This window comes from Cylindrospermopsis sp. CR12 (assembly GCF_001432185.1).
Taxonomy (GTDB): domain Bacteria; phylum Cyanobacteriota; class Cyanobacteriia; order Cyanobacteriales; family Nostocaceae; genus Raphidiopsis; species Raphidiopsis raciborskii.
In genome coordinates this window covers 1-24,359 of record NZ_LMVE01000114.1, presented here as the reverse complement: position 1 = coordinate 24,359, position 24,359 = coordinate 1, and the positions used below count along the sequence as shown (strand labels likewise).

Here is a 24,359-nt window from a genome sequence, read left to right as displayed (position 1 = left end):
TCCCACCATCATGAATACAGCGGTAGGTCTACCAATAGATATAACATGCCAAAGTGAGGAAAATCTCCCAGATGGCGATCGCCAAATGATAGTGATTTTAGACTTTGGTTCCCAATATTCGGAACTGATTGCTCGACGCATAAGGGAGACACAAGTATATTCCGAGGTGCTTTCCTATCGCATCACACCGGAAGAGATAAGGAAAATGAACCCCAAGGGGATAATTTTATCTGGTGGTCCTAGGTCAGTTTATAGCGATTATGCACCTCAATGTGACCCAGAAATATGGGAATTGGGTATTCCCATATTGGGTGTATGTTATGGAATGCAGCTGATGGTGAATGAACTGGGGGGAAAGGTAACCCAAGCTGATCGTGGGGAATATGGTAAAGCATCATTACTTATAGATGAACCCACTCACTTGCTTACTAATGTGGAAAATGGTGTGATTATGTGGATGAGTCATGGGGACTCAGTTACAACCATGCCTCCTGGTTTTGAACTGCTAGCACATACAGAAAATACTTCTTGTGCAGCTATTGCGAATCATGAGCGCAAACTGTATGGTGTGCAGTTTCATCCTGAAGTAGTTCATTCCCAGGGAGGACTGGCACTAATTCGCAACTTTGTTTACCATATTTGTGACTGCGAACCCAGTTGGACAACAGCAGCTTTTGTGGAAAATGCTATTCAGGAGATTCGTGCTAAAGTCTCCGATAGAAGAGTGCTGTTAGCGCTCTCTGGAGGCGTGGATTCTTCTACCCTGGCATTTTTGCTCCATAAAGCTATTGGAGATCAATTGACCTGCGTGTTTATTGATCAGGGTTTTATGCGAAAATTAGAGCCAGAAAGATTATTAAAATTGTTCCAGGAGCAATTTCATATTCCCGTAGAGTACGTTAACGCACGCGATCGCTTTATAAATGCTATTGCTGGTGTGACAGATCCGGAAGAAAAACGCCGTCGTATTGGTCACGAGTTTATTAGGGTGTTTGAAGAAACATCCAAAAGATTGGGTCACTTTGACTATTTAGCACAGGGTACACTATATCCAGATGTAATTGAATCTGCTGGCACTAATGTAGATCCTAAAACTGGGGAGAGGGTAGCAGTGAAAATCAAGAGTCATCACAATGTGGGTGGACTACCTAAGGACTTGAGATTTAAACTGGTGGAACCCCTGCGAAAACTATTTAAAGATGAAGTGCGTAAGGTGGGTCGTTCCCTTGGTCTACCAGAGGAGATAGTTCAAAGACAACCTTTTCCTGGACCGGGTTTAGCTATTCGCATTTTGGGGGAGGTGACAGCAGAAAGGTTAAATATTCTACGTGATGCTGATTTAATTGTTCGCCAAGAAATCAACCAAAGGAATTTATATAATCAGTATTGGCAAGCATTTGCTGTTTTACTACCTATTCGTAGTGTGGGGGTTATGGGTGATCAGCGCACCTATGCCTATCCTGTGGTCTTACGAATAGTGACTAGTGAAGATGGCATGACAGCAGATTGGGCACGAGTACCTTATGATGTGCTAGAAGCCATTTCTAATAGAATTGTCAATGAGGTTAAAGGGGTCAATCGAGTGGTCTATGATATTACTTCTAAACCACCGGGCACTATAGAATGGGAATAGGTATATGAAAGCAAATTCGGGTGCTAATCCTAATTACCAAAGCTAATGTTCTCCGATTGGTATGCTGGTGGTTCTACATGAATTATAATCCTCACAGGACTATATCTCTCCTGTAGTTTGTTTTCTACTTCCTCTGTGATTTGATGGGCAGTTTCTACTTCCGGTGTATCTACTACTAGATGCATTTCTATGAATACCTGTCTACCTATTACCCCACGAGAAGCAATATCATGGCAGTTAATTACACCAGGTACGGAAGTGGCAATCCCATGTATTGCTTCTGGAGCGATCGCCATTTGATCCACTAACCAGGGCAAATTTTCTTTTAAAACGGACCATCCACTCCAAAAGACTAGCAAAGCTACGGGAAAGGCCAATACCACATCCAACCATTGAAAGTTGAACCACCAAATCCCTATTAGTCCCCCTAACACGGAAATGGTTACCCACACATCACTCATGGTGTGTTTAGCATCAGCAACTAAAATGGAACTGCCTATTCTTGTCCCTACGTTACGCTCATAAAATGCGACGAAGATATTTACGCCCAATACAATTAGTAATAACCACAGTTCAGGACCAGATATTCTCACGGGTGAACCACCTCGAATAATTTTCTCTATCGCTCCTTGAAGAATTTCAAAACAAGCTATCCCTAAAAATGCTGCTATTCCTAACGCCCCCACTGCTTCAAATTTGTGATGTCCATAGGGATGTTCTCGATCTGGTAAGGGAGAAGAAAATTTATTAGCTACTAGTCCTAACACGTTGTTAGCACTATCTGTAACACTGTGTAAAGCGTCCGCTAATAAGCTCAAGGAACCAGTAGCATATCCTACTACAACTTTTAATGCCATCACAAACAAGTTAAGTAAAAGGGTAATAATTAGTACTTTCCTTACTTCCCTTAGGTAGTTGTAATTCATAATCGAATATTTACCATTGCTATTCCTAATTATGGAGCAATTAGGTAAGTAGGGAAGCACAATTATTTGTAGGATGGGTTAACCCATGCGGGTGTTGGGTTTCATACTTCAACCCAACCTACGTTCATCTTATATTTAATTCCACTCACCCCCTTAACCTATCATTATAGTTATTATGGTTGCCAAAGTTTTAGAAAATTTTTACCCCATACCATTATGTCTTCCCCATTACTCACTCTCAATCTTGACCATGGCTCTATTTCTTTCACTTTTTCCCACCACGCTGCTATAGAACTAAAAACTGCCATGGATAAATTAATGCTAAGTCTGAAAGCTGTTACTGTTAAATCTAACCCCGGGGTAAAAATCACACCTGAACCCGCTTTGGAATATCGCCATACAGGTGATGTTTTCTTTGAGGTGTTCTGTAACCCCAATATCTGGCCCACTCCCTTCGCAGCTAAAGTTCTACTCACTGTACGCAATTTAGGCATTCGCTTAACTACAGAAGCAGATCTCACCCGCTTAGTTGACGATGTTAATCAGTACCTCCAACAAACGGAACCAACCTCCTGAGAAAAATATACTTGCCAAAGTCAGTAACTTTAGACAAGCATAGATTAAATAAGTTACTTAACTACTACTTAGGAAACTTGGGGATCTTCGGGATCCTCCTTAATTACTGCAGTCCTGATTAGTCATTTTCCCATTGTTCTCGACCAATCAAATCCCCAATGCGATCGCGCAACAAAAAGTCACATTTCTCTAATTCATATTCCACAAAGACCCATTCCCGAGCGGGGATGTACTGGCAGAGTGTGTATATCGGCTGTTGCCGACTGACGATTCCCTTACGCACAAGTTGGCTTGCTTCGTACTGGATTACGTCTAGAGAGTAATAATTGATAGAAGGCACCGTACTTACACTCATTGCTTTTACTCACAAATTTACGTTTAGATAGTATTCCCAATTTTCATTGAGAAGACGTGGTGATAATTTAGACCTGTGGCTAGGTTTTGTAGTTTGCTATACGGAACTATTATTATTTTGACGCTACAGACCTATAAATTATCTAAAGAAATGTGAAGTTTGTCAAGGAAATATAACATCAAAACTAAATGTACTAGTAATAGTCAAACCGAAAAGCAGGCACAAACATGACAGAAAGTACCATATAGACAGTATTAACATATTTGAGTGAAGTATGAATATGTCTAGAGTTACAATCTGATCTAGTATTTTGGTGGTAGATCAATCTTGGTGGGAGTCTTCGCGTTTTTGTTGAAGTTGGTTTAATAAATTTAACACTTTAGTTCCCCTTTCTAAGGAATGGTCTTCCACAAAAATCACTTCTGGAGTGCGACGCAATCTAACCCTAGCGCCCAACTCACTACGAACATAACCGGTAGCGGATTTTAACCCCGCCATAGTTTCGGCTTTTGCTTCTTCTGTTCCATAAATGCTGACAAATATTTTGGCGTGTTGTAAATCTCCTGAAACATCGACATCAGTGACGCTTACCATACCCACACCCACCCGGTCATCCTTAATACCGTGGATTAACATTTGGCTGACCTCCCGTTTAATTAATTCCGCAACACGGGAAACACGGCGATTTGTAGCCATATTATAAATTCCGCCTTTTGATAGAGATTTAACAATAGATAGTTTATCTTATTAGGAATAATCCTTTTAGATTGCACTCAGTCCCAACATAGCTCGGAGAGTTAGGGTGAGGAAGAAGAACCCTCCCACAAACAGACCTATAATCGCCAGTAGTGTACCTGGACGTTTTAAAAGTGGAATTAGAGGGTCAAATGTATTAACTAGCAGACCTAAGACTATAGTCACCAGGTAGCGGGGGTAGCGAAATACGTTATTCCAGAATCCGTCAAACATTTGAGTTTTGAATATACACTTTTTTATTATTAAGTAGTTTAGCAGAAAATGGGCAATAGGGAAACTAATACACTTTCAAATTTTGCCCATGGTCAATCTCGGTTTAGGGGTTTCAACGGTTCAACAAGTCTTAACTTCCATATTTCCATTACGTATAGCCCAGGCCAATTCCAACATTTGAGTCCATCGCTTTTGTAACTGCTTAGGAGTACATTGCACAGCCTTGGCGATCGCCTGATCATTTTCCATAGTGGTTTTAAGTTGAAAGATTTGTTGTTGTTGTTCAGTCAATTGATTCCAGAAAAGATCCCATTGTTGAGAGGATAAACCCAGCTTATGTTCTAGTCCAGCTCCCAACCATTGATGTACCAATTGCCAATGATGTTGTTTAGCGAACTTTTCAACGTGGTATTTAAATCTTTGTTGTAAATAATCGCGCTGACGACTGGTTAGTCCCAAAATTTGATCGATTTCTGGTGCGGATAGATCCTGAAGTTTCAAAGACAAATAATTCATACAGTCCGCTTGACCCTGAGATTGAAGATACTTCATCAACTCAGTAATTACCCGGTCTCGTTCTGACTCTTCAGAGGGGTCAAAGGTGGGCTTAGCAACCATTTGGGAGCGAATTTGCTGAACTGCCAAATTACGCTGATAAGATTCCGCTTCTTCTGTTTTAGCTGAATCCACAGCCATTTCAATATCAACCGTTGTTTCCTGGGGTTGACGACGAGCAAAACCCTGGGCTCGCAGCACAATTAACTGTTGATTAGCTCCACCGGGCAAATTAATTCGACGTTTAGCATACTGCTCTGTAAATGCCATATACTCAGCTAATTCCAGTTGAGTGCGTGGTGTATAATCTTCTGCTAATTCGTTTTCCCGACGAAAGGCTTTAATGGCCTCAATATAAAATGCTTGTAAAAAATCTTCAATTAGATTATAACGGGCTTCAAAACCTAGTTCAGATCCAGCTGTAGTGACGTGACGATATACAATTGCACCTAAACTACTATGTAACTCTACTCTTCCTTGTCTTGAACCCAATTGATAATAACGTAGGCATTTTTGTAAGCGATGTTTAGCTAAAGTAGCCTGCCAAGACTTAACTTGTCCAGAAGTTTGAATACGGGAACTTTTATCACAAATTCTTTCTACTTCCTTAGTTATGCGATTTACAACAGCTTGTATACATCCAGAGGAAGCCTTAACTTGAGACTCGATTTCCTCAGATAGGAGCTGTACTAAGGTTTTGGAACTAGCAAGTGGTGAGTCTTGAGAGTCACCATCAAGAGCGGGTCTAAAATTTGGCAGATTAACGGGGTTAGCTTTCATGACTTTTCCTGAGTATTGCACCTTAACTACAATTAAACGCAACCGATTGATGTCTTTCCATGGCATTATCCGGTATGAAACCACCTCTTCCCTTGAAGATTTTTTGCGGATAGTCTTGGTGTATGTTACCGTGAAGTGTTAAAGCTGTATTTTCTGAATTGAGCATTTTTTGGTGCAATAGTATCAAAGTAATAGTCAAAATGGGGATCATCTATTAAAATTGGCAAGGTGATTATATCCAAGCTGCTACTGCTTCCCAACCCATTCCCTTTCTTGTTATAATAGGTTGATTATCCGTCAAGTCTAAAATAGTAGATACCTGATTCTTGGGTTCCTCACCCGTGTCTATAATAATATCTACCAAGCTATCTAAACGGTCAAACAGGTCCATCTTAGATGGGTGTATGTCAATATCTACATTTAGGTCATCCATATCATGAAGGGGTAAATGCGCCGAAGTAGAGATAATGGGATTCCCCAAAGATTCTAGTAAGGCCAAACACAGGTGGTGATTTGGCACTCGAATCCCCGTGGTTTTACGCTTAGGATTTTGTACCAATCGCGGTACTAACTTGGTAGCAGGCAACAAAAAAGTGTAGGGACCTGGTATCAAGGATTTCATAATCCGATAAGCTATATCACTGACAAAGGCATAAGTAGCTACGCGAGAAAGAGAAGGACATAGGAAGGTTAATGGTTTATCATTGGCCAACCGCTTAATTTTCTTAACTCTTTCTACAGCTGACTTGGCATTTAAATCGCAACCGATGGCATAAACCGTATCAGTAGGATAAAGCATAACAGCACCACCAGAAAGTGCCAACCTTATATCCTCTATCCGACGATTTTGTGGGTTATCAGGATGAATTTCCAAAATTCTAGCCATAAGCTAATAAATGGGTGAAAGATTAATTTCCAACTTAAACGTCATTGCTACCTATGACCCCTCCATGACCATAAGATCAGTAGAATTTAACTTACAGTTTAAACAGAAACACAAAAAAACGATTAATCATTATTAGCATTTTATGAGTAAAATTGCCTATTTTCAATGTCCTACGGGAATATCTGGTGATATGTGTTTGGGCGCTTTCGTAAGTTTGGGTGTTCCTGTCAACTACTTACTGGAAAAACTTGGGGGTTTGGGGATTGACCAGGAATATGAATTGGAAAGCGAGTTAGTTCATCGTCAAACTCAACAAGCTACTAAAATCCATGTCAACCTAACCAGTTACCATCATGATCACGATCATAATCACCATCATCACCATGGTCGTCATCTACCAGAAATAGAAAAGATGATCCTCGCAGCTAATCTACCCACAAGAGCAGCTGACTGGAGTTTAGCTGTATTCCGCCAATTAGCAGTAGCAGAAGGCGCAGTACATGGCATTGCACCTGAAAAAGTTCACTTTCATGAAGTTGGTGCTGTTGATGCAATTGTGGATATTGTGGGAACCTGTTTGAGTTTAGACTGGTTAGGAATAGACAGTGATGAAACTGGGCTACCCTTAGTCTATTGTTCAGCCTTTCCTACGGGGGGGGGAACGGTTAGAGCTGCTCATGGTAGAATGCCAGTTCCCGTACCCGCAGTGTTAAAGTTATGGGAAATGACCAATTCTCCCGTCTATAGTAATGGTATTGACAGAGAACTAGTTACACCAACAGGAGCAGCGATCGCCACTACTTTGGCGAGGAGTTTTGGTTCACCTCCACCGATGGTGTTGAAGCAGGTGGGATTGGGTGCTGGTTCTCTGGATTTACCCATTCCTAATATACTACGCATTTGGCTAGGTGAAACTTCCCCAGATCCTTTACATATTCACAAGTTACAGGTGAATGATGGGGATCCTCATGGAGAAGGGGAAGAGACAATTTGTGTTTTAGAGACCCAAATAGATGATTTGAGTCCCCAAGCTATAGGTTATGTTTTTGAAGCTTTGTTTGCTGCTGGTGCGGTAGATGTGTTTACCCAATCTATAGGTATGAAAAAATCACGTCCGGGAATTTTACTAAGTGCAATTTGTCATCCGGAAAATCTGACTGGTTGTCAGGAGGTGATATTTAGGGAAACTACCACCTTGGGTATTCGTTATACTACTCAACAACGCCGTATTTTACAAAGAGATATGCAAACGGTGCAAACTCCCTATGGTCAAGTTGCTGTAAAGGTGGCTTGGCAAGGTAAAACGTCACAAAAGGTCATTACTAATGTACAACCTGAATATGAAGACTGTGCCAATCTAGCTAGACAGCATCATCTCCCTTGGCGTGAAATCCAACGCTTGGCCTTACACCATTGGTATGCGAGCCAACCCTAAATTCTGGCACAAGCTATATTTTTAAAAATGACCCAACTTTTACAACAGTCAATTCAAATTAATGCTCCTGCTACATTAGTAGAACAATGTTTAACCGACTTGCATTTAATGCACCAATGGTTAAATCCCCTCCTTCGCTGTGAACCCCTAGGGGAGGTTTGGACCACAGAAATTGGCAGTCGCAGTCGTTTTATGATTCAAATCCCAGGAATTAAACCCACTCTCAATGTGGTGGTCATTGAAAGACAACCAGGACTTATTGTCTGGGGTTTTAAGGGGTTCTTTCAAGGGAGCGATCGCTGGGAATGTCAACCTCTAAGTCAAGGCACATTATTGATTAATTCCTTTGAATTTAAAATACCCAATCCCATTATCAGTTGGGGATTTAACACTTTTGCTGCATCCTGGACCCAATCGGATATGCGGTCACAGTTAGTCCGGTTTAAAAATGTTGCCGAAGGATTAGCCAAGTCTCCCAAATATGCTTTGTAGTGCCTATTACTTATCTATTAATTTTCTAGCTAGTGCTAGTGCCCCCTGGGAATTATTTACCTTACCCTCAGCTTGAGCAATGGCAATTTCCTGCAAAATTTCTCCCACCAGTGGTGAGGGTGGGATATTTAGTGCTATAATCACCTCCTTACCAGTCACCAACGGTGATGGGTGGGCCACCAAATCATCAGGGTTCAAATAACGTTTAACCAGGGGTCTATACAATTCTAAACTATGCTTGTGGGACTTGGTGTTTAACATATCCTGTGCTAAAGCTAGAACGATTGTAGAGCTAAAAACAACCCCTACCTCCCTAAACCAACAGTACTGTTCTCGCAAGGACATGCTATTTGCTTGTTTCATCTGCGGGAATAGTCGTAGGGCGGTAATAATACTACGAATCTCCACTCGACTGTATGTCATTTCCCCCAGCTCCCGTTCTGCTATCTCAGGAGCAGGATTCACTAAACACCCTAGTTTAGCAATATCCAACCATCTGGTTTTCATAGAATCCCGAATGGGTTTTTCTAGCTGTTCCCCCAGTTCTGACCAATTTTCCCCTATTGCTTGAACCGCTGGATCTACTGCAATTAGTTTATCTACACTTTCTGGCGTTGCATAAATAAAAAATTGACCTAATAACCCATCCTCCCAAGCGGTTTTTAACCAAAATGTACCTACAGCACTTTGCAAAAGATAACCAATTTCTGTTCTAATCCTTTCGGAAGCGACTTGACAAAGATTTACAGACAATTTACGAATAGTTAGTTGGGTATGAGGTTCAATAACAAAATTTAATTGGGCAGCTTGACGATAAGCACGCATTAAACGCAAAGGGTCATCTTGGAGATTTTGGGGAGATATCATCCGCAATAAACCACTTTCTATGTCTTTACAACCACCTAGAGGATCCATCAGTTCTTGAGTATAGGGATTATAGGCGATCGCATTAATGGTAAAGTCTCTCCGATGTAAATCAGTCAGTAAACTGTCTCCATCCTGTTGGGCAAAATCTACTGTCCCCTGGGGAAACACCACCCGGGCTATATTTCTCTTCCCATCCAACAACACAAAACCAGCTCCATAATGTTGGGCGATCGCCCGAGCAACTTTTACCGCATTGTCTGGTATGATAAAGTCTAAATCCAAGTAGTCTTGACTTCTACCCAAAATGCCATCCCGCACTGCACCACCTACCATATAAGCTGGTTGAGGTAGCATCCCCAAGCTAAACGGCCAATTTTTGGGATCTAAGCGAGCAGTAATTGAATCATTCATTATTTATCCAAAAAAGTATGAGCGGCAAATTAGTCTATATTGCCATTCCACCTGCTAAAACTATATGATATAGCTACATATCTAACCTTAGGGTAGGAGTTGGTCATGTGTATTTGCGTTAACTGTCACTACGTAGACCGTTGTGTTACCTACAATGCGGTAGAAACTCAACACCAACAACCACACTTAAATGAAAATCCCGATTTTAATGCCCAGGAACCTGCCATAAATGTTAACATTCGTACTAAAGGAGAAATTATTGAAATGGAATGGGATGTGGTAGGTTGTCTAAGTTTTAAACCAGAAATGGGTAAATGGGCATCATTACGTCCGGGTGAATTAGTACCCACTTAATGTTGGTGTATGTTATTCTAATTTTCCACTTTACTGCTAATAGAAGCTCTTGAACAATCACCAAAAATACGCTTTAGGAATACACACTACTACACCGGAATTAGGTTTAGTAATGAGTAACTTTGTGGATGACACGCGCTCTCAGGTATGGAATTTGGGACGTGATGTATCCAGTCATATTCACCAATGTCTAGTGGATTTTATCCTACCCCAAAGCTGGCCAGATCTACGGTTAATTGCAGTAGCTAAAGGACCTGGAGGGTTTACCGGTACTCGCATTGGTATGGTTTTAGCACGTACCCTAGGTCAGCAATTGAACATTCCGGTTTTAGCTATATCCACCTTAGCAGCGGTGGCATGGCACGAAAAGAATCAAAATTCTCATTTACCAGCCACTATAGCTGTAGAAATGCCAGCACAGCAGGGGAAAGTATTTGGAGCGATTTATCAGATTGATGTTGAAAAATCCGAGATAAAAGCTCTATTAGCAGACCAGGTGTTTACTCTAGAAGCATGGAAAGAAACCTTAAATGATTATCCCAATAATTATCCAATTGAACATGAACTAATTAGAGCCACATCAAATTTAGCAGTGACAGTAACCAGTATATTACACCTGGCTTATTTAGATTGGCAACAAGGTAAGAATGGTCATTGGTCTGATTCCCTACCCTACTACGGTCAACATCCTGTGGATAGCTAAGAATCAAAAAGAGCAATTAATTCACCGGATCCCCCCACAACCTCACCAATAGTAAAAGCGGGAATATGCTGAGATTGGAAATGAGTAATTGCTTGTTGTGCTTGTGTGGGAGGTAAAATCAACACAAAACCCAAACCCATGTTAAAAGTATTGTACATAGCTTGTGCACCCACAGATCCAAAATCAGCCAACCATTTAAATACGGGGGGGATTGGCCAACTACCTGGATGAATTTTCACAGATTGATTAGCTCCTAAGCACCTGGGCAAATTTTCTGGTAAACCCCCACCGGTAATGTGGGCCATACCGTGAATTTCCAGACCTTGGTGCAGAGCTGATAAAACAGACTTAACATAAATGCGAGTAGGGGTGAGAAAAGTAGAACCTAAAGTTTTTCCATGGAAAAAATCTGGAGTGTGGTTCCAAGTAAAACCACCATCACTAACAATCTTTCGGATTAAACTCACACCATTACTATGAATACCAGAACTAGCTAGACCTATGGCCAGATCGCCAACTTGCACCTGGGAACCATCTAACATTTTGCTTTTTTCCACAATTCCCACACAGAAACCAGCTAGGTCATATTCACCCACCTGGTAGAAACCTGGCATTTCAGCTGTTTCTCCCCCCAATAGAGCAGCACCAGCTAATTTACAACCTTCAGCTATTCCTGACACCACCTGAGTTAACTGCTCTCCTTCTAGTTTACCAGTAGCGACATAATCTAGAAAAAATAGTGGTTCTGCTCCCGAGGTGAGTACATCATTAACACACATAGCCACCAAATCAATACCCACAGTGTGGTGACAATTGAGGATTTGGGCAATTTTTAGCTTTGTGCCCACACCATCCGTACCAGACACCAATACAGGTTCGTGATAACCTGTGGGTAGTTGGAAACATCCACTAAAACCGCCCAAACCACCCAAAACTTCTGGTCTAAAGGTACTGTGAACTAAATTGCGAATTTGTCCTACAAAAGCTCTACCCGCTTCTACATCCACACCTGCATCCCGATAATCCATGACTGTAATGTTAACCTTCCGTTTTTTTTCTATCCATCATTACCACAAAATCACTAAAATCTCTAGAAAACCTCATCCTCCATTCCTTTCCACCATTCTCCTAAATTCATCATGTCTTGGTGAATGTCTGCTAGTTCTTCTATATAAACTTCCGTAGATATGTCATGCCGTCGCTCCTGTAATTTTTTTAACCTGAGTTGCACTAATAACCACGGTTTGGCAATACTATCGGTTAGTTCTAAATATGTAGCTAGTTGTTGACTGTTCATTGGCGGATTTTTAGATTACAGTATTATATTTAGAATATTAGAATAATTGGCGATCGCGTCTTTTAAATTATAGGTAGTAATTCCAGTAGTATTTTATTTTATGGCATTAAAAACACAAAACAGCAATTACGAAGTTAAAACCCAAGAAATTGCCCAGCAGATTCTCGCTAACACCCAGGAAGGTCGTTCCTTTTTTGCTGCTTTACGGGATCAAATGCGATGGGATGACAAACTGTTGGGGTGGACTATGGGTAATCCTGGGTTGCGGGTGCAATTGTTTCGTTTTATAGACACTTTACCTGCGCTCCATAGCAAAGTGGAAATTGCCTCCCATTTACAGGAGTATTTGGGTGATGATTCAGTGGAATTACCACCAGCATTGAAAAGTTTGTTAAATTTTGCTTATCCGGATTCTATGCCAGGTCAGGTAGCTGCTACCACCGTAGAGACAGCCGTGCAAACTCTGGCACATAAATATATTTCTGGAGAGAATATCCAACAGGTAATTAAAACCGTGGAAAAACTCAGAAAAGAAAAAATGGCTTTCACTATTGATTTACTTGGGGAAGCAGTCATTACAGAAATAGAGGCACAGTCTTATTTAGAAAAATATTTAGAATTGATGCAGCAGTTAGTGGAAGCATCAAAAAAATGGCAACATGTACCTATTATTGACGAAGCTGATGGAGAAATAATTCCCAAAGTACAGGTTTCAGTGAAATTAACTGCTTTTTATTCCCAATTTGATCCTTTAAATGCTGAAGGGAGTGAAGCAAAGGTAAGCGAGCGGATTCGGACTTTGCTACGTCGATCGCGGGAATTGGGAGCAGCAGTACATTTTGATATGGAGCAGTATGGCTATAAAGATATAACTTTGAAAATTCTGAAAAAGCTATTATTAGAAGAGGAATTTCGTCAACGTACGGATATTGGCATAACTATTCAAGCCTATTTACGTGATAGTAAGGAAGATGTCCAAGGGGTAATTGACTGGTTGAAACAACGAGGTTATCCCCTAACCATTAGATTGGTAAAAGGCGCCTATTGGGATCAGGAAACTATTAAGGCTGCCCAAAAACATTGGGATCAACCAGTTTACAATGATAAAGTAGCTACGGATGCTAACTTTGAAGCCATAACTCAGCTTCTTTTAGAGAATCACCAATACGTTTATTCTGCTCTGGGTAGCCACAATGTTAGATCCCAAGCTCGTGCCATAGCCATTGCAGAAAGTCTCAACGTTCCACGACGCTGCTTTGAAATGCAAGTTTTGTATGGCATGGGGGACAAAATTGCTAAAGCGTTAGTAGATAAAGGTTACCGAGTGCGAGTCTATTGTCCCTACGGTGATTTATTACCAGGGATGGCCTATCTAATTCGCAGACTATTGGAGAATACGGCTAATAGTTCTTTTTTAAGGCAAAATCTGGAAAATCGTCCGGTTGCTGAATTGTTAGCTCCTCCCATAGTGGAAGAAACTCCCATTCCAGAAAACCCAACACAAGATGATTTTATAGGTGCTGCGGATATAGATTATGCTGAGGAGCAAAAACGAGAAGATTCCCGATTGGCTTTTGAGCAGGTGCATCAACAATTGGGGAAAACCTATTTACCCCTAATTAATGGAGAATACGTTAATACATCAACTATTATCGATTCCTTAAATCCTTCTGATTTTAGTCAGGTAGTGGGCAAAATTGGCTTGATTAGTGTGGAACAAGCTGAGGAAGCAATGCAAGCTGCTCAAGCTGCTTTTCCCCATTGGCAAAAAACACCTGGGCCACAACGAGCTGATATTTTGCGTCGCGCAGCAAACTTAATGGAAATCAGACGAGCTGAATTGGCAGCCTGGATTGTATTAGAAGTGGGCAAACCTGTTAAAGAAGCTGATGCAGAAGTTTCCGAAGCTATAGATTTTTGTCGTTATTACGCTCAGGAAATGGAACGTCTGGATGGGGGAGTGGTATATGATGTAGCTGGAGAAACCAACCGTTATATTTACCAACCCAAGGGAATTGCTGTGGTCATCTCCCCCTGGAACTTTCCGCTGGCGATCGCCTGTGGTATGACTGTTGCTGCTCTGGTTGCAGGAAATTGTACTCTGCTCAAACCAGCAGAAACCTCTTCTGTGATTACCGCCAAGTTTACACAAATCCTTCTAGAAGCGGGAATCCCCAAAGGTGTTTTTCAATATGTGCCCGGAAAAGGATCTCAAGTGGGCGCCTACCTGGTTAATCATCCCCAAACCCATGTAATTGCTTTTACGGGATCTCAGGAAGTGGGATGTAGAATTTATGCGGAAGCTGCTATTGTTAAACCAGGACAAAAATATCTTAAAAAGGTAATTGCCGAAATGGGAGGTAAGAATGCCATTATTGTAGATGAAAGTGCGGATCTAGACCAAGCAGTGGTAGGAGTGGTTCATTCCGCTTTTGGTTATAGTGGTCAAAAGTGTTCCGCCTGTTCTAGGGTAATTGTATTACAACCTATCTATGAAACGTTTTTAAATAGATTAATTGAAGCAACCAAGTCCTTAAATATTGGTGCAGCAGAGCTACCTAGTACCCAGGTTGGTCCAGTGATTGATAGTCAAGCTAAAAACCGGATTTTAGAATATATAGAGATGGGCAAAAAAGAAGCCAAATTGGTTTTGCAGTTGGAGTCCCCATCTCAAGGGTATTTTGTCGGACCTGTGATTTTTGCTGACGTTCCTCCCCAGGGAGCGATCGCCCAGCAGGAGATATTTGGTCCGGTTTTATCAGTAATTCCTGCGCCAGATTTTGATCAAGCGGTAAAAATTGCCAATTCAACCAACTATGCTTTAACTGGGGGTATTTATTCCCGCACACCTTCCCATATTGAACAAGCAAAGAGGGAACTGGAAGTGGGAAATTTGTATATTAACAGGAATATTACCGGTGCGATTGTAGCTCGTCAACCATTTGGTGGGTTTAAACTTTCTGGTGTGGGTTCCAAAGCAGGTGGTCCTGATTATTTATTACAGTTTTTAGAACCAAGAACCATAACTGAGAACATTCAACGTCAGGGTTTTGCTCCCATAGAAGGAGCAGATTAACGGGTAAAAGGTAATTTACCGATCATTAAGCAAAAGACGACTGTTATTATCAATATAGGTGGGAGCACCACTATGACTAATGGCTCCATATTTTGCAATGTAAGACCGAACTTCTAGGGGAAAGGTGGGATATTCCAAGATTCCATCCCCATCCGCTATGGTGGCCCAAAATTCTCGCAGGTCAGGAGCTAGCTTTTGGGCCTGATTTAAGGGTAAATTCAAGGGGGGTAAGGTGAGTAGTTTGATCACAAAGGGAAAGGAGCGATCGCCCATCCATTGTCTGGATGATTGTTGTAAATCGGGAAATTGGGGTACTGATTGAACTCGATGGGAGAATATTTGTAACCATTCTCTCCCTAGATGGTCTCGTTCATATTCTAATACTCTATAGGGATGGGGATAACTGACAAGGGAACCGGTGGTAATATCATAAACTCCGTTGGACTGGGCTACATCTTGTACATGTAAGTGTCCTGTAAACACTAGTTTAACCCCATGTCTAACCAACAGGTCTACTAGCTCTCGAGCGTTCTCTAACATGTAACGATTAGCCATGGGATGGGTTGCCTGGTTGGGTAAATGCTCAACAACATTATGATGAATCATAACCAAGACTAATTCATCCTTTATCTTGGACAATTCTGACTCTAACCATTGAAATTGTTCCGGGTCTAAAAGTCCTATCTGTTTACCATGGTGGTCAAAGGTGTTAGAGTTTAACCCAATTAGTCTCACACCTGGCAATATTTGACGGTTATAATAGAAATGGTCTGGGTGATCATAGCCAAATTTATGGTAATAATAGGGAAACTCCATAAAACCAATAGACTGGTAATTAGCTAACAATACGGGGACATCATGATTACCAGGGACAACATAGCTAGGAAATGGTAGCTGTGATAGTCTGTTGCTCAACCAGGCGTGATTTTCTGGTTCACCGTGTTGGGTGAGGTCTCCCGGGAGTAAAAGAAAATCCAGATCCAGTTGGGTGAGATGTTCTAGGACAATTTCTAAAGCGGGGATACTTACTTCCACTAGGTGGAACCGATCAGGATGATCCCATATGGTGTGGGGTAGAGCAATGTGCAAATCGCTAACTATGGCAAAGCGAAACTTCATATCTGTTAATTTAAAAAAATGTTAAAACCACTTATCTGTTTAATCTAAAATGTACACTAAATTAGACCTTTTATAGTCTTTGGAGGTGGAAATTTTGCCTTTGATTCGGGTGCGTCAGCACGTTAACCCTCTAGCTAGAAAGTTCCAAACTCCTATTGATCCACCAATATGGGAACAGGTTTTTTCTCAAACAAACCAACCTCTACACTTGGATATTGGAGCTGGACGAGGTAGGTTTTTATTACAAATGGCTCAAAGAGAATTAAACTGGAATTTTTTGGGTTTAGAAATTAGAGAACCTCTGGTGACGGAAGCTAACAGATTAGCTGGTCAATTAGATTGGCAAAATTTACATTATTTATTTTGTAATGTGAATAATTCCCTAGAGCCAATTTTGTCCAGTTTGCCAACGGGAGTTCTACAACGGGTAACTATCCAATTCCCCGATCCTTGGTTTAAATCCCGTCATGCTAAACGTCGTGTGGTACAACCCCAATTGGTGTCACATTTGGCTAATTACTTGGTTGTGGGTGGAGAAGTGTTTATACAGTCTGATCAACATTTTCTAGCTACTCAAATGTGCGATCGCCTGCAAGAACACCCAGCATTTAACGGGGTATGGTTATCGGAAAACCCCCTAGTCCCCACAGAACGGGAAATAGCTACCCAGAATAAGGGTGAACCCATTTACCGCGCTTTGTTTGTTAAGAGATAGCTCCTGGTGTTCTGGTTAAAGGTTTTAAATATACTTCCTCATTCTCTAAGGATTCACAAAACACTGTAATTGTTGAAGTTTGAATCAATCCCTCACTGTTTAAACTAAAAACCTGATGACGATAGTAGGCATAAACGTCAAATAACCCGCCAACAAAACCAAAGGTCAGACCAATGATTAACAATCCATGGAGGGGACTACCAGTGCCAAAGGTAGCTAAAAAATGCAGTATGTCATTGGGTATGTCCTGAGTCACTCCATGTAAGATAGGGATGAGTCCAAACAAACATAGACAGGACAATAAAAAACCAACAAATAATATTGGAGCTATAAAACTCAATACTATGGCCAGTAAAACTGAGCGGAGAAAGTTAGTAAAAACCATCATTTCAGGCCATCTCCAAGATTTAAGACGACGACAGACCAAAACCTGCACGTCAATTTCTACAATAGGGGCGATCGCGATGAAAAATACGGATTTGTCAAAAATCTTAAATCTTAATTAAAATACAGATGAAAATTACCATCTAGTGCAGGGTCAGTTTTAGGGAACCCCAAGTGGTAAAACCCTTGATATACATGGGTTTGGTTAATTAATTACATTTAGATATGTTGTATCGGGTTAAAAATTAAGATATGTTAAGATGTAATTAGTGAGAAAATCCTTAACCAAAGTTAATATAGTGATCAAAATGGTCAAGAGAAAAAAGCGAGAAGTTTCGCTATTCTTAGAAGGGTCACCGAGTTAGATAGAAGACATTGAGCCAGACTATATCTAAATCCAGTTTAGGACTATGGGGTCAAAGACTGGTGGAGGCGATTTTTTTAGGGGGACAAGTGACACTGCACTTGCTCAGGGGAAAAATTCATCGTCGTAACACACTAGAGCAACTAGCGGTAGTGGGACCAGATTCCCTATTTATAGCCTTACTAACGGCGATTTTCGTCGGTGCAGTGTTTACAATTCAGGTAGCGCGAGAGTTTATTAACTTTGGTGCTGGGAATTTGGTAGGGGGGGTATTAGCAGTAGCTTTAACCCGAGAATTATCACCTGTACTCACAGCAGTTATTTTAGCGGGTAGAGTAGGTTCTGCATTTGCGGCAGAAATTGGTACTATGCGGGTTACAGAACAAATAGATGCTTTGTTAATGTTAAAGACTGACCCTATTGATTTTTTAGTCATCCCTCGTCTTTTAGCATGTTTATTAATGTTACCAATTTTGACCCTGCTATCTCTGGTTACTGGAATGTGGGGAGGATTGATAATTGCTACCAATCTTTACAATCTTTCGGATACGGTGTTTTTAGACTCAGCGCGTAACTTTTTAGATCTGCGAGATATAACTAGTGCCATGATTAAAGCAGCGTGTTTTGGGATTTTAATCGCCATAATTGGTTGCAGCTGGGGTTTAACCACGACAGGGGGAGCTAAGGGTGTGGGACAATCAACCACCACAGCAGTGGTTACTGCGCTGTTAGTGATTTTCATTAGCAATTTCTTTTTATCATGGTTGATGTTTCAGGGAGCGGGTAATCCATCTATCAGACCTTAATTATTTCACCTACAACTCTCAAAAATTATGACAAATTATCCCTTATCTAGTAGTTTATCTACCACGGAGCTCAAAACTAGTTACAATATTCCTCTGGTATTAGTAATTAGTTCTATTCCCCTATTAGTGCTTCAACCTTTATTGGGTGGTGCGATCGCGCTATTTGGATTATTTCTCATGTTTCAAGCTGTGTCGTTGCGGTTTTTATTTACTGGGAATGACTTTGATATTTACCGAGGTGAGAAGTTAATCAGGAGATTTCCTTATGGGGAGTGGCAAAGTTGGCGAATTTTTTGGGATAGGGTGCCAATTTTGTTCTATTTTAGAGAAATCAAAAGCATCCATTTTTTGCCAATTTTATTTGACCCTAGAACCCTGAAATCCTGTTTAGAAAGATTGCAAGCAGAGGGTAAAATACCCTAGGGAGGCACAATTATTTGTAGGATGGGTTAACCCCATGGGGGTGTTGGGTTTCATACTTCAACCCAACCTACGTTCATCTTATATTTAATTCCACCCACCCACTTATCCACGAATTGTTTTTAAAAACGGTTCTGGTCTAGTTTTAATATATATTATTTTGTCAATTGTATGAAACATTCATCGTTACCCTTAGACCATACCCTGGAAAAAAGCCCCAATTGGCAGTTACTTATTTTAAGTAATGGTCACGGAGAGGATATAATTGCAGGAAGGATTATCGAAGAACTAAAAAAGCTCCCCTCAGCTCCCGATATTTTTGCCTTACCAATAGTAGGAGAAGGTCATACCTATCAAAGTTTAAATATACCCCGTATTGGGGATGTAAAAACCATGCCTTCAGGTGGTTTTATCTATATGGATAGTAGTCAACTGGTACAGGATATCCAAAGTGGTCTAATTCAACTCACCTGGAAGCAAATTCAAGCAGTTCGTATCTGGGTAAAATGTCAAAGAAAATTGGGCAATCACCAAGGAATTCTAGCGGTGGGTGATATCATACCTCTATTATTTGCCGCCATCAGCGGTGCTAATTATGCTTTTGTGGGAACCGCAAAATCAGAATATTATGTGCGGGATAAAATCGGTCTACTCAGGAGAAATTCCCAAAAATCTTGGTGGGAAAACTTCTCCGGTTCCATTTACCACCCCTGGGAAAGATGGTTGATGAGTGGTCGTCGCTGTCGTGCAGTTTTCCCTCGAGATACCCTAACCACGGAAATTTTAAGAAGGTGGCCTATCCCAGCTTTTGATGCAGGAAATCCCATGATGGATGGTTTGGAACCTTCTTCTAATACACCCCAATTTCTAGATTCCAATCTCCAAAAATCAGAAAGCTATTACCCCCTCATTGTTACTTTACTCCCCGGTTCCCGCACTGGTGAAGCATATAATAATTGGGAAATGATTATGGTGGCTATATCCGGTTTAATGGAGAGTTTACACGGGCAAAAAATTATTTTTCTCAGTGCGATCGCTCCCGGTTTGGACGAGGCAATTTTATCTGAAAGTTTAAAAATTCAAGGTTGGGAAAATCATCACTCATCCCCCATTGCTATTAGGGATCCCCATGCTTTAGTTTTTAAACAAAGAAATGCCTATTTACTATTAACAAAAACATCTTATAATGAATGTCTACACTGGGCACATTTAGCCATTGCTATGGCGGGTACCGCCACAGAGCAATTTGTAGGACTGGGAAAACCTGTAATTGCTTTTCCAGGTAAAGGTCCTCAATATAATCCCAATTTTGCTGAAGCTCAAAGTCGTCTTTTAGGAGTTTCTTTAATATTATTAGATCACCCCAGACAAGTTCCCAAAACCGTTTCAAATCTGTTCCAAAATCCTGACTTTTTCCAGGAAATTGCCACAAATGGATGGGAACGTATGGGGAAACCAGGAGCAGCAAAACGCATTGCTGAATGTTTGGAAGTGAGATTGGGCTCACCCAACCAATCCTGAACGTAGAGCCCGCACAGCAGCTTGGGTTCTATCATCCGCACAGAGCTTATTCAAAATATTGCGAACATGGGTTTTTACCGTTCCCACTGTAATATAGAGTTTCTCTGCTATTTGTCCGTTGCTACAACCATCCACTATTAATTCCAAAATTTCCAACTCCCGTTGGGTGAGGGGAGAGCTTTCTAGCACCTGTTCGTACTCTATGGCTAAACCCTCTATTTTGACCATTTTTGGTTTATCCCCTGCTTCCCCCGGTGACTGGACACGCATCCTCCTTAAAACTACATTCGCGATCGCTGGATCTATCCAAGAATTTCCCGCATAAGTAGCATTTATAGCTTCTGTTAATTTATTAATGCTAGTCTCTTTCATGTAATAGGAGTCTGCTCCCGCTGCAAAAGCAGCTAGAACTGATTCTTCCGTACTATCCATGGTCAAAACCAGTATTTTGGTATTGTTCTGTCCGTTTTCAGTTTGATGGCGCTTAAACTTACGAGTTAATTCTATCCCATCCATATCAGGTAATCCAATATCGACCACAGCCACATCTGGTTTAGTAGTTTCCAAAAGTTTTAGTCCTTGAGTTGCATTTGCTGCTTCGCCGATTACCTTCAACCCTGGGTGGGACTGGATGACAGTCTTTAAACCCATTCTAGTTAAATCATGGTCTTCTATTAAAATAATGCTAATTTCACTCATTGTCGTACCAAATTAACCAAATTATCATAATTATCTTGGAAATTCACCCATTAGGTCAAACTCCTTGTGTCTAATATCCCCAAGGGGATCTTAGATGATATATGTTGTAAATTACATCTATCTTAGGGAAGAGTAAAAATATAACCAGGGATATATGCCAAAAGTTCCGGGATATGAAATACTGATGCGAATACGAAATAATGTGGGTATAACTTGAGTCTGGGAAACCGGTCATCTGGGCGCGTAAAACTGGTCTAAAAATTAGACAAATATATGTAAACGGGGGGGAAATGGAAACTAATGGAAGAGAGGCTAAAAATTTTGGTTGTGGATGAGGATGACTTAGCACGTAAGCTATTTCGTTTAGTGGTAAACGAAACCAGGTTATCCTTGGAATTATGGGAGGTCAGTGACAGCAAGAATGTTTTTTGTGTCCTAGAAAGTGCTAGATTCGACTGTATTTTTCTTGGTTCTCCTTTGGTGGATGGCACTTTGACCCTAATTGACAAACTACATTTCTCCCAGATTAAAGTCCCCCTGGTGATTCTTACAAGTCCAGGAGAGGAAAAAACCGCTCTCAATTTATTACATAACGGTGCTACAGACTATTTAAATAAATCCAGTCTCACTCCAGAAATTTTATCTATAACACTGCGAAATGCAATTCGCTTGCACCAGTCCGAGACTAAAGCCCAGTTAGCTTATAGTCAGCTTAAAGAAAGCCATGAAAAGTTGATTCGTAGTAACGATGAATTAGAGAGACAACGACAACAAATTCAACTACAGAATTTGAAACTATTAGAAGTATCAAGATTGAAATCACAATTTTTGTCAACCATATCTCATGAGTTGCGAACCCCCATGAATGCTATAATCGGGTTTGCCCAAATTCTACTGCGTCCTAAATTTAGTCAGCTAAGTAGTGTACAGACGGATATGTTAAAACGCATTCTGAATAATGCCAAGGATTTGTCGATGTTACTGAATGAGGTTTTAGACTTTTCTAAGATTGATTCTGGTAGATTAGGATTAAAACCAGAAATTTTCGATCTGTCTAAGATGGTTAATCATACTGTGGGTGAAATCCGCTCTTTAGTGGAAGCCAAGAAGTTATCTTTATCTGTAGAAATAGATTTGGAAAATACTCTTGTATTTAATGATCCTGTACGGGTGCGTCAGATTTTAATTAACTTGCTTTCAAATGCTATTAAGTTTACAGAGCGCGGGTGTGTTTGGGTTAGAGTTACCGAAACCAGTAAAAGTCGCATAGCTATTTCTATTAGGGATACTGGAATTGGTATTTCCAATCAAGATTGTGAACATATTTTTGAAGCATTTAGACAGGTAGACCAAGGTATGAGTCGTAAATATCCAGGGACTGGATTGGGTTTAGCAATTATTGATTCATTAGTGAAAATCATGGGAGGAAAAATAATGTTGGAAAGTCAATTAGCAGTAGGTTCACTATTTACAGTTGAATTACCAAGACAAGTTAGTGTAAATTCACTCAGTGAAGAGAAACTGAGCTATTTGGAGAAAAAAGGTCGCAGTATGTCAGTTCCAGAAAAATGGAGAGCCAGATATTAGTCCTTGTGGGGGAGCGTCAATAAGTAGGGAGGCACAATTATTTGTAGGATGGGTTAACCCATGGGGGTGTTGGGTTTCATGCTTCAACCCAACCTATGTTGATCTTATATTTAATTCCACTCACCCACTTAAACTACCAATTAAACTAAATTTACTCAGGTGGATAGGGTATGTCAGTTAGCAAGAGTGATCAAGTTGCGCGTATTCTTGTAGTCGATGATAGAAGAGATAATTTAATTTTAGTCCAAACCCTATTAGAGAGTGAAGGGTATGCAATTGATTCAGTTTCCGATGGAGCAACAGCTTTACAAAAAACGGTTCAATCCCCTCCAGACCTAATTCTTTTGGACGTAATGATGCCAGAAATGGATGGTTATGAAGTAACTCGCACAATTCGTAGCTATACTAATATTGATTACATTCCTATTTTACTGATTACAGCTTTTGATGAATCTAGTGTGGTGGAAGGATTAGATGCGGGTGCGGATGATTTTATTCGTAAACCATTTGATACTAATGAGTTATTAGCAAGAGTCCGCTGCTTGCTGAGACTGAAATACAGTATTGATGAACAACAAAAAATGAGTCGACAACGAGAAGATTTTGTCTCCCGACTAACTCACGATTTGCGCACTCCTTTATTAGCAGGAGATCGTATGTTAGACCTGTTTCAAAAGGAGACCTTTGGTCAAATTCCTCCTGAAATGAAACAAGCGATCGCTATGATGATTCGCAGTAATCAGAACTTGCTAGAAATGGTAAATAATCTTTTAGAGGTTTATCGGTTTGATGCTGATAAGAAGTTTTTAAATGTGCAAGCATGTGATCTGCAAGAAATAGCTCAGGAAGTAGTTAATGAATTGATTCCATTGGCTATGGAAAAAAACCTAACTCTGAAATTAGAAACCGGTTTAGAAAAACCAAATGTGGTTCTGGGGGATAGGCTAGAATTACGTCGGGTTCTCAACAATTTAATTGGCAATGCCATCAAATTTACTGATCAGGGAACTGTGGAGGTAAGCATTTTTGAAAAATCCCGCCACAAAGATATGGCACAGGTTATTATTCAGATATCGGACACTGGATATGGTATAGCACCGGAAGATCAAACTATTATTTTTGAAAGATTTCGTCAGGGTAAAAATAAAAGGTCTGGTAGTGGTTTAGGATTGCATTTATCCCAACGCATTGTTGAAGCACATGGGGGTAAGATAGAGCTATGTTCACAATTGGGTAAAGGTAGTACGTTCACTATCAAATTACCAAAGGTAGTATAACATTACAACTACCAAAGGTAGTATAACATTACAACTACCAAAGGTAGTATGGGGAGGCGCAATTATTTGTAGGGGGGAACGAGACCCATGGGGGTGTTGGGTTTCATGCTTCAACCCAACCTACGTTCATCTACGTTCATTACAACTATCAA

The 24,359-nt window shown here is 40.6% G+C and carries 26 protein-coding genes; 14 read left to right on the top strand and 12 right to left on the bottom strand.

Going from position 1 to position 24,359, the window contains the following annotated elements; all coding sequences use genetic code 11:
• The first annotated feature begins 10 nt into the window (after positions 1–10).
• Entirely contained in the window at positions 11–1,633 is a 1,623-nt protein-coding gene (gene guaA, locus ASL19_RS13190) for a glutamine-hydrolyzing GMP synthase (RefSeq protein WP_057178692.1), read from the top strand.
• Positions 1,634–1,662: 29 nt separating this feature from the next.
• Here the strand turns inward: guaA and ASL19_RS13185 are convergent, their stop codons facing one another.
• Positions 1,663–2,559, bottom strand: a complete 897-nt coding sequence (locus ASL19_RS13185) for a cation diffusion facilitator family transporter (RefSeq protein ID WP_057178691.1) — start codon at positions 2,557–2,559, stop codon at positions 1,663–1,665.
• A gap of 216 nt (positions 2,560–2,775) precedes the next feature.
• On the opposite strand from ASL19_RS13185, the gene ASL19_RS13180 reads away from it, so the two are divergent.
• On the top strand, positions 2,776–3,135 hold the full coding sequence (locus ASL19_RS13180; protein ID WP_057178690.1) for a hypothetical protein: 360 nt from the start codon (positions 2,776–2,778) through the stop codon (positions 3,133–3,135).
• Between the two features lie 118 nt (positions 3,136–3,253).
• Here the strand turns inward: ASL19_RS13180 and ASL19_RS16915 are convergent, their stop codons facing one another.
• The 5 genes from ASL19_RS16915 to ASL19_RS13165 form a co-directional block, all read right to left on the bottom strand.
• Positions 3,254–3,490 (bottom strand): DUF4327 family protein, encoded by a 237-nt coding sequence (locus ASL19_RS16915; protein WP_006276764.1) that lies wholly within the window; start codon positions 3,488–3,490, stop codon positions 3,254–3,256.
• Between the two features lie 321 nt (positions 3,491–3,811).
• A complete protein-coding gene (rbfA, locus tag ASL19_RS13175; RefSeq protein ID WP_057178689.1) occupies positions 3,812–4,186 on the bottom strand; it encodes a 30S ribosome-binding factor RbfA in 375 nt (124 codons plus the stop codon).
• A 66-nt stretch (positions 4,187–4,252) separates the two neighbouring features.
• A complete protein-coding gene (locus tag ASL19_RS16910) occupies positions 4,253–4,459 on the bottom strand; it encodes a DUF751 family protein (protein ID WP_071985347.1) in 207 nt (68 codons plus the stop codon).
• Between the two features lie 120 nt (positions 4,460–4,579).
• Positions 4,580–5,794 (bottom strand): HetZ-related protein, encoded by a 1,215-nt coding sequence (locus ASL19_RS13170; protein ID WP_040008673.1) that lies wholly within the window; start codon positions 5,792–5,794, stop codon positions 4,580–4,582.
• 232 nt (positions 5,795–6,026) lie between these two features.
• A complete protein-coding gene (locus ASL19_RS13165; RefSeq protein ID WP_006276761.1) occupies positions 6,027–6,680 on the bottom strand; it encodes an L-threonylcarbamoyladenylate synthase in 654 nt (217 codons plus the stop codon).
• Positions 6,681–6,822: 142 nt separating this feature from the next.
• On the opposite strand from ASL19_RS13165, the gene larC reads away from it, so the two are divergent.
• Positions 6,823–8,115, top strand: a complete 1,293-nt coding sequence (larC, locus tag ASL19_RS13160) for a nickel pincer cofactor biosynthesis protein LarC (protein WP_057178688.1) — start codon at positions 6,823–6,825, stop codon at positions 8,113–8,115.
• 27 nt (positions 8,116–8,142) lie between these two features.
• On the top strand, positions 8,143–8,607 hold the full coding sequence (locus ASL19_RS13155) for an SRPBCC family protein (protein ID WP_057178687.1): 465 nt from the start codon (positions 8,143–8,145) through the stop codon (positions 8,605–8,607).
• A 6-nt stretch (positions 8,608–8,613) separates the two neighbouring features.
• Here the strand turns inward: ASL19_RS13155 and ASL19_RS13150 are convergent, their stop codons facing one another.
• Positions 8,614–9,885, bottom strand: a complete 1,272-nt coding sequence (locus ASL19_RS13150) for a CCA tRNA nucleotidyltransferase (protein WP_057178686.1) — start codon at positions 9,883–9,885, stop codon at positions 8,614–8,616.
• Between the two features lie 105 nt (positions 9,886–9,990).
• On the opposite strand from ASL19_RS13150, the gene ASL19_RS13145 reads away from it, so the two are divergent.
• Positions 9,991–10,239 carry a Ycf34 family protein gene (locus ASL19_RS13145; protein ID WP_057178685.1) on the top strand — a complete coding sequence of 83 codons (249 nt, stop codon included), beginning with the start codon at positions 9,991–9,993 and terminating at the stop codon, positions 10,237–10,239.
• 49 nt (positions 10,240–10,288) lie between these two features.
• Complete coding sequence (tsaB, locus tag ASL19_RS13140) at positions 10,289–10,942, top strand: tRNA (adenosine(37)-N6)-threonylcarbamoyltransferase complex dimerization subunit type 1 TsaB (protein ID WP_057178684.1); 654 nt, start codon at positions 10,289–10,291, stop codon at positions 10,940–10,942.
• Here the strand turns inward: tsaB and purM are convergent.
• Together purM and ASL19_RS13130 are read right to left on the bottom strand one after the other, a co-directional pair.
• On the bottom strand, positions 10,939–11,970 hold the full coding sequence (gene purM / locus ASL19_RS13135) for a phosphoribosylformylglycinamidine cyclo-ligase (RefSeq protein WP_057178683.1): 1,032 nt from the start codon (positions 11,968–11,970) through the stop codon (positions 10,939–10,941). The genes tsaB and purM overlap by 4 nt on opposite strands.
• Positions 11,971–12,032: 62 nt before the next feature.
• Complete coding sequence (locus ASL19_RS13130) at positions 12,033–12,239, bottom strand: hypothetical protein (protein ID WP_057178682.1); 207 nt, start codon at positions 12,237–12,239, stop codon at positions 12,033–12,035.
• A 100-nt stretch (positions 12,240–12,339) separates the two neighbouring features.
• On the opposite strand from ASL19_RS13130, the gene pruA reads away from it, so the two are divergent.
• Complete coding sequence (pruA, locus tag ASL19_RS13125; protein WP_057178681.1) at positions 12,340–15,315, top strand: L-glutamate gamma-semialdehyde dehydrogenase; 2,976 nt, start codon at positions 12,340–12,342, stop codon at positions 15,313–15,315.
• Positions 15,316–15,330: 15 nt separating this feature from the next.
• Here pruA and ASL19_RS13120 read toward each other — a convergent pair whose 3' ends face one another.
• Positions 15,331–16,434 (bottom strand): metallophosphoesterase, encoded by a 1,104-nt coding sequence (locus ASL19_RS13120; RefSeq protein WP_057178680.1) that lies wholly within the window; start codon positions 16,432–16,434, stop codon positions 15,331–15,333.
• 94 nt (positions 16,435–16,528) lie between these two features.
• Between ASL19_RS13120 and trmB the strand changes: the two genes are divergently transcribed.
• The gene (gene trmB / locus ASL19_RS13115; RefSeq protein ID WP_057178679.1) at positions 16,529–17,149 is read left to right on the top strand and encodes a tRNA (guanosine(46)-N7)-methyltransferase TrmB; all 621 of its coding nucleotides are present in this window, start codon (positions 16,529–16,531) and stop codon (positions 17,147–17,149) included.
• On the opposite strand, the gene ASL19_RS18955 is transcribed toward trmB, so the two are convergent.
• On the bottom strand, positions 17,139–17,405 hold the full coding sequence (locus ASL19_RS18955; RefSeq protein WP_369814510.1) for a hypothetical protein: 267 nt from the start codon (positions 17,403–17,405) through the stop codon (positions 17,139–17,141). The two genes, trmB and ASL19_RS18955, sit on opposite strands and share 11 nt — an antisense overlap.
• An 88-nt stretch (positions 17,406–17,493) precedes the next feature.
• Between ASL19_RS18955 and ASL19_RS18305 the strand changes: the two genes are divergently transcribed.
• The 4 genes from ASL19_RS18305 (at position 17,494) to ASL19_RS13095 (ending at position 20,644) form a co-directional block, all read left to right on the top strand.
• Complete coding sequence (locus ASL19_RS18305) at positions 17,494–17,655, top strand: hypothetical protein (RefSeq protein ID WP_167317739.1); 162 nt, start codon at positions 17,494–17,496, stop codon at positions 17,653–17,655.
• A 253-nt stretch (positions 17,656–17,908) separates the two neighbouring features.
• Positions 17,909–18,703 (top strand): MlaE family lipid ABC transporter permease subunit, encoded by a 795-nt coding sequence (locus tag ASL19_RS13105; RefSeq protein ID WP_006276746.1) that lies wholly within the window; start codon positions 17,909–17,911, stop codon positions 18,701–18,703.
• 27 nt (positions 18,704–18,730) lie between these two features.
• On the top strand, positions 18,731–19,126 hold the full coding sequence (locus tag ASL19_RS13100; protein ID WP_006276745.1) for a DUF3119 family protein: 396 nt from the start codon (positions 18,731–18,733) through the stop codon (positions 19,124–19,126).
• A gap of 168 nt (positions 19,127–19,294) precedes the next feature.
• Positions 19,295–20,644: a lipid-A-disaccharide synthase-related protein gene (locus ASL19_RS13095; protein ID WP_057178677.1), complete on the top strand. Its 1,350-nt coding sequence runs from the start codon at positions 19,295–19,297 to the stop codon at positions 20,642–20,644.
• Here the strand turns inward: ASL19_RS13095 and ASL19_RS13090 are convergent.
• The gene (locus ASL19_RS13090) at positions 20,627–21,343 is read right to left on the bottom strand and encodes a response regulator transcription factor (RefSeq protein WP_006276743.1); all 717 of its coding nucleotides are present in this window, start codon (positions 21,341–21,343) and stop codon (positions 20,627–20,629) included. The two genes, ASL19_RS13095 and ASL19_RS13090, sit on opposite strands and share 18 nt — an antisense overlap.
• Before the next feature lie 300 nt (positions 21,344–21,643).
• Between ASL19_RS13090 and ASL19_RS13085 the strand changes: the two genes are divergently transcribed.
• Both ASL19_RS13085 and ASL19_RS13080 read left to right on the top strand, forming a co-directional pair.
• Positions 21,644–22,930, top strand: coding sequence for a hybrid sensor histidine kinase/response regulator (locus ASL19_RS13085; RefSeq protein ID WP_057178676.1), 1,287 nt, complete (start codon positions 21,644–21,646; stop codon positions 22,928–22,930).
• Between the two features lie 170 nt (positions 22,931–23,100).
• A complete protein-coding gene (locus ASL19_RS13080; RefSeq protein ID WP_006276741.1) occupies positions 23,101–24,207 on the top strand; it encodes a hybrid sensor histidine kinase/response regulator in 1,107 nt (368 codons plus the stop codon).
• Positions 24,208–24,359 lie beyond the last annotated feature (152 nt).